This window comes from Dysgonomonas sp. 521, assembly GCF_010501055.1.
Lineage (GTDB): Bacteria > Bacteroidota > Bacteroidia > Bacteroidales > Dysgonomonadaceae > Dysgonomonas.
Window position 1 is genome coordinate 1 of the sequence record NZ_QVMO01000121.1, and the last position, 8092, is coordinate 8092.

General features: G+C 29.3%; 11 protein-coding genes. 5 read left to right on the forward strand and 6 right to left on the reverse strand.

Annotation, left to right across the window (positions count from 1 at the left end):
- Nucleotides 1-172: 172 nt before the first annotated feature.
- A complete protein-coding gene (locus D0T84_RS20175) occupies nucleotides 173-1072 on the forward strand; it encodes a hypothetical protein (protein WP_163309652.1) in 900 nt (299 codons plus the stop codon).
- A 10-nt stretch (nucleotides 1073-1082) separates the two neighbouring features.
- Nucleotides 1083-1892 carry a glycosyltransferase family 2 protein gene (locus tag D0T84_RS20180; RefSeq protein ID WP_163309653.1) on the forward strand — a complete coding sequence of 270 codons (810 nt, stop codon included), beginning with the start codon at nucleotides 1083-1085 and terminating at the stop codon, nucleotides 1890-1892.
- Nucleotides 1893-1940: 48 nt separating this feature from the next.
- Here D0T84_RS20180 and D0T84_RS20185 read toward each other — a convergent pair whose 3' ends face one another.
- From D0T84_RS20185 to D0T84_RS20200, 4 genes are all read right to left on the reverse strand, one after another.
- Nucleotides 1941-2366, reverse strand: a complete 426-nt coding sequence (locus D0T84_RS20185; RefSeq protein ID WP_163309654.1) for a selenium binding protein — start codon at nucleotides 2364-2366, stop codon at nucleotides 1941-1943.
- A 61-nt stretch (nucleotides 2367-2427) separates the two neighbouring features.
- Nucleotides 2428-3015, reverse strand: coding sequence for a tyrosine-type recombinase/integrase (locus D0T84_RS20190; RefSeq protein ID WP_163309655.1), 588 nt, complete (start codon nucleotides 3013-3015; stop codon nucleotides 2428-2430).
- A 135-nt stretch (nucleotides 3016-3150) separates the two neighbouring features.
- Nucleotides 3151-3480, reverse strand: a complete 330-nt coding sequence (locus D0T84_RS20195; protein ID WP_163309656.1) for an SH3 beta-barrel fold-containing protein — start codon at nucleotides 3478-3480, stop codon at nucleotides 3151-3153.
- Nucleotides 3481-3499: 19 nt separating this feature from the next.
- Complete coding sequence (locus D0T84_RS20200) at nucleotides 3500-3694, reverse strand: hypothetical protein (protein ID WP_163309657.1); 195 nt, start codon at nucleotides 3692-3694, stop codon at nucleotides 3500-3502.
- Between the two features lie 137 nt (nucleotides 3695-3831).
- Between D0T84_RS20200 and D0T84_RS20205 the strand changes: the two genes are divergently transcribed.
- A complete protein-coding gene (locus tag D0T84_RS20205; RefSeq protein ID WP_163309658.1) occupies nucleotides 3832-4074 on the forward strand; it encodes a hypothetical protein in 243 nt (80 codons plus the stop codon).
- Between the two features lie 4 nt (nucleotides 4075-4078).
- On the opposite strand, the gene D0T84_RS20210 is transcribed toward D0T84_RS20205, so the two are convergent.
- Nucleotides 4079-5416, reverse strand: a complete 1338-nt coding sequence (locus D0T84_RS20210; protein ID WP_163309659.1) for a DUF5053 domain-containing protein — start codon at nucleotides 5414-5416, stop codon at nucleotides 4079-4081.
- A 473-nt stretch (nucleotides 5417-5889) separates the two neighbouring features.
- Here D0T84_RS20210 and D0T84_RS20215 point away from each other — a divergent pair, with 473 nt between their 5' ends.
- Together D0T84_RS20215 and D0T84_RS20220 are read left to right on the forward strand one after the other, a co-directional pair.
- Complete coding sequence (locus D0T84_RS20215) at nucleotides 5890-6591, forward strand: outer membrane beta-barrel protein (protein ID WP_163309660.1); 702 nt, start codon at nucleotides 5890-5892, stop codon at nucleotides 6589-6591.
- A gap of 27 nt (nucleotides 6592-6618) precedes the next feature.
- On the forward strand, nucleotides 6619-7200 hold the full coding sequence (locus tag D0T84_RS20220) for a hypothetical protein (RefSeq protein ID WP_163309661.1): 582 nt from the start codon (nucleotides 6619-6621) through the stop codon (nucleotides 7198-7200).
- Nucleotides 7201-7537: 337 nt separating this feature from the next.
- Here D0T84_RS20220 and D0T84_RS20225 read toward each other — a convergent pair whose 3' ends face one another.
- The gene (locus D0T84_RS20225; RefSeq protein ID WP_163309662.1) at nucleotides 7538-8002 is read right to left on the reverse strand and encodes a hypothetical protein; all 465 of its coding nucleotides are present in this window, start codon (nucleotides 8000-8002) and stop codon (nucleotides 7538-7540) included.
- Between the last annotated feature and the right edge of the window lie 90 nt (nucleotides 8003-8092).

The following is an 8092-nucleotide window of genomic DNA, read 5'->3' on the forward strand; positions in this document are numbered from 1 at the left end:
ACCCAAACTCTAAAAAAAATAAGCGGATAATTAATGAACTAAAACAATATGGGACTATTGCCGCTTAAAAAAGCTGTTTTTATAACGAACTATTGTACATATGATTATACGTTATTTGCATCAGAGCCCTAAATTAACTAAGTATATAAACCAATTTTATTAATAAAGCAGTATGTATCCTTCATTTATTTTTAACATTTTTATATCTACTCCTTCTGACACACAGAATGAAATACTTAAAATCGAAGATAGTATAGAACAATGGAATACTTTTAACTCTAAAAGTGAAGGAATAATGCTTAAATCTCTAATGTGGGGAAAAGACACTTACCCTATTACAATTGGAGGACTTGAAGGAAGACCACAAGGGATTATTAATAAGCAACTTTTAGAAGAATCTGATATTTTAATAGGAGTTTTTTGGACAAGAATAGGCACTCCTACAATTGATGAAAATGGAGTTGAATATGTTAGTGGCAGTGCAGAAGAAATTGCAAAACATATAAAAGCAGGAAAGCCTGCAATGTTATTTTTTTCCAAAGCAAAACCTGATTTAGAAAAGTTAGGAAAAAAAGAAATGATACAATATGAGAAATTATTATCTTTTAAAAAAGAATATAGACAGTTTGGTCTAGTAATAGAGTTTGGAGAAAATGAAAATCCTTTTCTACGTTCTCTTTCATTGTTAATGAAAGGGAAAGAGATAAAAAACATGATACAAAGACAAGCATATTGGTCGAATTATAAATTAGGGGAGTTTTATAAAACAAGGTTCAAGTATCAATTTGAAGCTGGTATGCATGGCTTATGTACATGGCATAGAGAAACACAGTATTTGTGGAGAGAAGAAAGACCTGGCTTACCTATAAAAAATTTTGTGGTTGTCAGTGAAGAAGTAATTTACAAAACAAAAGGCTTTGTAGTACATTCATTTAGTAAAGATGATAATGAGGGTTTCCAGATATTCATTCCAAATAGAGGGGAAAAGGATATGATGTTGTATTGGCGCATTATAAATAAACAAAATAATACATGGAAGCAGTTAGGTATAAGTGCAATAGAATATTTTTAATTTAGAAAAGGTGAGACCAAAAGTATCAATAATCGTTCCTATATACAATGCTGAAAAATATTTGGGAAAATGTATAGATAGTATATTGTGTCAAACTTTTCAAGATTTTGAATGCATTCTTGTTGATGATTTTTCGTCAGATTCTAGTCTTGAAATTTGCAATAAATATACATTTGATAGTAATCATATAATTTTAATCCAAAACTCTCAAAACTATGGTATACCAACATCAAGAAGAATAGGGTTGAATAAGGCTCGTGGGAAATACATTCAATATGTTGATTCTGATGATTGGATAGAACCTTACATGATTGAACATATGTATAGTAAAGCTAATAATGAAAATCTAGATATTGTATTTTGTGATTATTATAATGAATCCAATGGGGAAATATTATATAAAGAGCAGGAGTTAGAAGGTAAAGCGAAATTGGAAATTATTAAATATATGTCAATATATGATGAAAGGCTAACTTGTGCAGTGTGGAATAAATTAATAAAAGCAAGTATACTTAGGAAAATCCAGTTCCCTATACAAAATTATGCAGAAGATAGATACATTTCTACACAAGTGTTATATCTATCAGAAAGAATAGGTTACATCAAGAATGGATTGTATCACTATGTGCGACACATAGACTCATTATGTATAAATGAAAAATATGCTAAGACAAGGGTAATTGAGGAATATGATATTTGCATCTTAGTTTCTGAATTCTTATTGAATAAATTTGGCTCTCTTAAATATTTTGCCCCAGAACTAACCAATCAATTGAAAAGAGCAAAAATGCGTCTCTCTGAAATTAAAAAGAACAATTAGTCAATATTTTGTGAAATGTTATAGTGAGGTATGTTGTATCATCTCATCCTAATATCCTCTAAAATGATGAAGTTTATCACTTAATAACTCATTTTCTTTGATGAAAGATATGAGGTACTCTTCTGTGATTTTATATTGTATATTATCCTTATCTTTCGTTGCCAATCTTTGTTCTCCATCATTATCTGTTATTTGAAAGCTATGAATAATTCTGTTTCTCTTATCAACTATCTTTTCAAACAAATCTGCAATTGTATTATCAGAATTTCTTGTAATAGTATCTTTTATTGGTGTATTCAATCGCCCAGAAGTTCTATCTATAAGGTCATACCAATTATATTTTGATTCATCATCACTTCTGAGAATATTTTCAATGATAAAAGCATTATTTGAGTTAAAAACAGATATGGCACTTCCTAAAAGCTCTCTGTATTTTTTTGATGGTAATGCTTGTCTTGTATAATCTTCATACATAACTTTTTCTTTATTTCTTTATATAAAGATATTATTTTTTAATAAAACATTGACATTTTTATTAAAATCTCAATAACTCATAAGTTTCCAATAGTTCCTCTTGTCTAAGACCAAGATATTTTCTAGTAGTCTTAATATCGCTATGATTGAATAACTCAGACAATTTCACCAAAGCCATTTCAGAATTATCACCAGCATTATTATACACAGCCCTACCAAAAGTTTTCCTAAATGAGTGAGATGAAATATTATTGATTTTAAGATTATATTTTGTCTTGATTTCTTTAAGAATAACATTCACTCTCTGAATTGAATAAACAGAGTTCTTTTGGCTCATAAAGCAATTGTCTGAAATATTAATTGGATTGATTTTAACAAAACAATCTTGAATATGTTTCTGTAATTGAGAATTGATTTTAACAACTCTCTTTTTACCTGTTTTCTTTTCAATCAATTCAAATGTATCAAAAGTTAGCAACTGTTCCCATGTTAAACCAAGTAAATCACTAATTCGCAAACCAAAGAAACAACCACAGGCAATTAATAAAGATATTTTATAGTTTTGGTTATTATATAATTTTCTTACCAAATTTAGCATTGTGTCCCATTCAAGATAATCAGATGTTGTATTAGAAAATTTTTGACTCATAACGTTCAGTTTTATTGGTTTATGATTGATAGTGAATGTTTTATTTATAGTCTTATTTAATTGATTAATATATACTGTTGTTTATTAGTGTTTTATATAATAACATTCACAAATTATAAAAGTGAATGTTTTTGGTTAATCAATAATTGTAATGAGATTCTCGTATCTAAAACTTCTCCAAGACTGACTTTCAATATCGAAATACGCTTGACAGCTATAATATTTTCGTGCCTCTCCATTCCCATTAATATTATTTATAATCACTTTTTCAAGTAATGTACCCCATGCCTCTCGAATTGTACCATCCTTCTTTTTATATAAGAAGTGAGCAACACCATTTATCATTTTTAGTTGTAACAACTCTATCAACGATGATGTAGATAGTGAATCATTAAGATTATATCCTTTAAGCACCATTGTTTTGGCTCTGTCTAATACTGCGAGTTGATTAATAGTATTTTTCATATCTTGAATTATTAATAGTTTAAAATCTTTTAGTTACGTTCTTAGGTTCTCCCCATCCATTAAGGCGATAAACAGCCTTAACAGCATCCTCATAATATCCATAGTCCTCAATATGGCGAGCAGTTGAGCTTGTTTCTGTAACTGATGTATATTGATATACTGCCCACATATTGCGCTTATGACAGAAATGATATAGACCTACTTTTGCTTTCATAACTTCTTTTATTTGTTATTTGATCACGATACAAATATATGACATATATTTAATATATGCAATAAAATAATGAAGGAAATATTACATTTATTTATTATTTGTCATATTTTAGCTATGTTTGCACAAAATATAATCCAATGGAAAAAGAAAATAAGCAGGAAAGAACTGTTATTCACCTTGAGATGGATGGAAAGCATTACTATTTTGGTTCAATAGCTAATATTTTTGAGTATTTTGATTCTGAGATTATTGGGATATCGTATGGCAGTTTGCGTAATTATGGGCTGTCAGCAGATAACCCATATCAAAATAAGAAATGTATAATTAGAAAAGGTGTGCTGTTGGCAAAATCAACAAATCGAGGTAAGAAAACAGAATAGCAATTTATTCTTTCAGTGATTTTGAAATACTTTTCAATCCCTCCCCAATTTCATCTAACGCATCAGAAAGGATTTGGATTTCTTTCTCATTTAGTTGGTACTGTTTTCCATTAATAACATCTGCATTCAATTTGTGATATAACCATGAATGGGTTTTGCCAAAATATATCTTCGCAATAGTGGATAAAGATATATATGGCAGGATGGGAGCTAATTTCCTTTTGATTGTCAATAGTTCAGCCAAATTGTCATTTTTGTGTAAGATGAACAGATATTCAGTAACTGTCTTTGACCTGTCCTGTAAATTTCTACTTCCCCTATATGCTAAATACTCGATTTTCTTGATTTTCAACTTTCCATGTTTGGACAAGATATTTATCATTTCTTCAGAGCTGATAAACCCTTCGTTACTATAAGATATAATCAAATATTCTGCTTTTACCTGATTTATAAGACTTTCGAATGTTTTATGGATTTTGTTCCTATAATTATAATTGGATTTATTACAATTTTTGGGGATACCACTAATTTTACTTATATTTTCATCTAATGTATTTAAGCAAATAGTATTCAAAATGTGATAATTACTACTATATGAATGTTGGTTATATGGACAATCTATGTATGCAATATCAACTAATGGTAAAGCGTTTACTAACAAGTTTGCATCTTCCATATAAATCATTACATTACAATCAAAATCTGAAAATATAGGCTTTTTCACTTCAATTTTACCTAATATCCTTGTCAGGGAGTTTTCTCCTTTACCACCGAATTTCCCAATTCCATTATCTGTGTAAAAACCCTTAAAGACCCCACTTGTATTAGTGTGAACACTTGCTTCATAAAGTAAGGGTGCAAGAAAATATCTTTGGTATTCAATAGGTATATTGTTTATCTCATCCCTGATTGTATCTATGATTTTTGCATTTAGGGATGTGTAAAAACATCGTTCCCCCTTTTTGATATTACTATCATCTTGGGGAGCATAGTTGCTATATATTATTCCATCCTCCTTAATGGATGCACTTAACCTATTGATTATCTGATTATAATGTAATTTATATTTTTCTGTATCAAAGTCTGACTTATTGGTTAAATAACATTCGTTGATAATCTTGGAATATAATTCTAAGTCATTTACATACAAATTATTGGAGTGCTGCTTCAACATGCGAGCTACCACTCCTGAACCACTGAACAAATCAATACAATCAAGTTTGTTTTTTTGTAATTTGGTTTTTATCTCGATAACAGCTGTTTCAATATGGGGAAGTAGAGTGCGTTTATTGCCCAAATAGGTTATGACTTGCATGGTTAGAAAATCCTTATTCTCATTCATAATTACAAAAATATCATATATATGTGATATTTCTAAAAATGGTTGATTTTTTATTATCGATGAGGATTTGTTTTTATTACCTTTTGGTAATATTTTTATAGCATGAAAAAAAGCAAAATCAAAGATAAATTAGAGGATATATTACCAATTATATCACTTTCTTAATGATATATTCCTAACATTGTTCAAAGGTTTACGAAAAGATGGTAAATATAGAAGGAGAATTGATTTTAAGACAATTAGATGTATCCTGAATAGAGGATTATTTGAAATAAGTAATTAGTTAAAATAAGAATTTACAATTTACTTATTTTAGCAACTATCTGGACTTAAGTAAATTACGATGATTTTATCTTTAAATAATTTGCAGGGATTAAATTAATTGTTAATCTTTGCATCATAATTTAACCAATTATCAAAGAGTTGATAGGTTAAAGGACATTTAGAATTCTAAAAGCGTTTAAATATTATCCTTGATTGGGGAAATTCTGGTAAAATTTCAAAACAATACAACAGGGGATAATAGGCAAGGACGCTCCATCACTTATATTCGTATAGGCGATGGGGCTGTTTGCTTATTCTGTTGTATCAGTTTACCAGAGCTGCCCCAATCAGATAAGTTTACAGTTCCCATCGCTTTTTTATTGATTGCCTACTTGGGGACTGATAGGCAACATAAATTTATCTATATGAAAAAACTTTTTATACCATTGTTAATGGTATTTGCTTGTGTAAACATCTATGCACAGGACACACGAAACTCTTGGCAAGCCAATATCTTGTATGGCTCGAAGATTAAAACAGCAGGATTTGGAGTAACCTTTAACCTAACAGGAAAAAAGCATGAATTTTCGCCATCTATCAATGTTTTCCTTCCCAAAGATGATGTCAAGGTTAGAGAAATTAATTTTGACTACCATCGTCTTTACAACATTGGCGAGAAAGTTAGAGTATTTCCTATTATTGGGTTTGGGTTAGCTGTATGGGATGGCTTTGGTGGAGAAGGAAACAGTGCCCTGGGTGACAATGATACAAAATTTGGAGCTAATCTTGGTATTGGTGGTCGTTATACGCTTAATGAGAGATTTGATGTAGGATTTCAACTAAAATATAGTGCCATGTCTTCCTCAGGTTCGCAAACTGTACCTATGGTAACAATTTCCTATAAACTTTAATCACAAACTGAATTTATATATAAAATTATGAAAAAGAATTTACTGTTTATATTATCAATATTCATTTTAAGTATCTCACTTATAGCTTGTAGTGACGATGATGAGAATGAAGGGACAGAAGAAACTGGTAATAATAATGCGCCTCAATTCATTGCTTCTCGAAACTATACAGATTTTGAAACTTATTATACAACTGAGGAAAAAGCTACTTATACTGAAAGTAGCAATAAATTAGATATAAGTTTTGAAATTGGTACCAGTAGATTTGAAATTGGAGATAAAGTGTATGTACAAGCATATTACAAGCTCTTATTCAAATTTTCTGTTGATATTAATACCTTAAAGGTTGGCGATGAATTACAGAACAAAATAGAGGATAACTATACTGATATCAAGTTTACAGATTATGCAGGTGGAAATTATGGACATGAGAACTATATTAATGGTGGCAAACTTATTGTCAAATCTATTGATACTACTAACAAGAAAATATCAATAGAATTTCAGAACTTAGATATTTGGCGAGACCAATATTATCATAGTGGAGATAATAAGAAAATGAAAGAGTTTATTATCAAAAGTGGAGTATTGGAATTTCAATATAAATGATTATCAATAAATTACAATTACACATTAAAGGGTTGCTGATATAGCAACCCTTATTTTTTAGAAATTTTTTAATTACATACATTGGATTATCAACACGCTCAATATTTATATTAAATAAAACATTAACATTTTGTTTAATCTGCTTATAATTAGCGCATTAAGCAAGAATTCTCATTATAAATAATTAATCAGTAAGCATTACTAAACGTGTCATTTATACCATAATTGATTATAATATATAAACTAATTTCAAAAATATATTTTATAATTAATTAATACATAAAGGAAAACCCCATAGATGTGGGGTTTGTCAGGGGTGTTTATTAATACCCTAGGATTAATACAAAATATCCCATATTGATACATCCTTACCATCAGATTTAAAGCGAATAACTGAATTTAGGAAATACAGGAATGCTTCCATAAGAAAGCCCTTATTCCATAATAATGGCTCAATAAGTTCTATTTGATAGCTCTCCAAGAATTTTTTAAAATTGTCATTTGTAGTTCTAACCTCTATCCTATAAATTTTATTAGGATTATCATAGTAGTCAATTATATAATCTTTATCACTGTTATTTAGGCATTCGCTTAGTTTATCATAACTACAAACTATTGTCCCATTAGATTTATTATTAATAGCTTTTTTCTGCTTGAAATAAATCGACATATATTTATATCTATTCATATCTCCTGAATGGATATACTCAATTTCAGGACGATTTTCTTTTCTATTAAGAATAGTTTTGCCATTCAATATGGTAATAATATCTTTATTCCTTAGGTGTTGTTTTAATTGCATATTCCGGCGATACCCACCCAGTGATTCCGGTGATACCCACCCACTCACTGTGCAAATTAGTCTGACAAAATTACCGTTTTTTTCTTAAGC

Bases quoted from the DNA above. Each gene is read 5' to 3' on its own strand.
- D0T84_RS20195 (WP_163309656.1), bottom strand. From the start codon at position 3,480: ATGAAAAATACTATTAATCAACTCGCAGTATTAGACAGAGCCAAAACA.
- D0T84_RS20175 (WP_163309652.1), top strand. From the start codon at position 173: ATGTATCCTTCATTTATTTTTAACATTTTTATATCTACTCCTTCTGAC.
- D0T84_RS20205 (WP_163309658.1), top strand. From the start codon at position 3,832: ATGGAAAAAGAAAATAAGCAGGAAAGAACTGTTATTCACCTTGAGATG.
- D0T84_RS20185 (WP_163309654.1), bottom strand. From the start codon at position 2,366: ATGTATGAAGATTATACAAGACAAGCATTACCATCAAAAAAATACAGA.
- D0T84_RS20190 (WP_163309655.1), bottom strand. From the start codon at position 3,015: ATGAGTCAAAAATTTTCTAATACAACATCTGATTATCTTGAATGGGAC.
- D0T84_RS20220 (WP_163309661.1), top strand. From the start codon at position 6,619: ATGAAAAAGAATTTACTGTTTATATTATCAATATTCATTTTAAGTATC.
- D0T84_RS20210 (WP_163309659.1), bottom strand. From the start codon at position 5,416: ATGAATGAGAATAAGGATTTTCTAACCATGCAAGTCATAACCTATTTG.
- D0T84_RS20200 (WP_163309657.1), bottom strand. From the start codon at position 3,694: ATGAAAGCAAAAGTAGGTCTATATCATTTCTGTCATAAGCGCAATATG.
- D0T84_RS20225 (WP_163309662.1), bottom strand. From the start codon at position 8,002: ATGCAATTAAAACAACACCTAAGGAATAAAGATATTATTACCATATTG.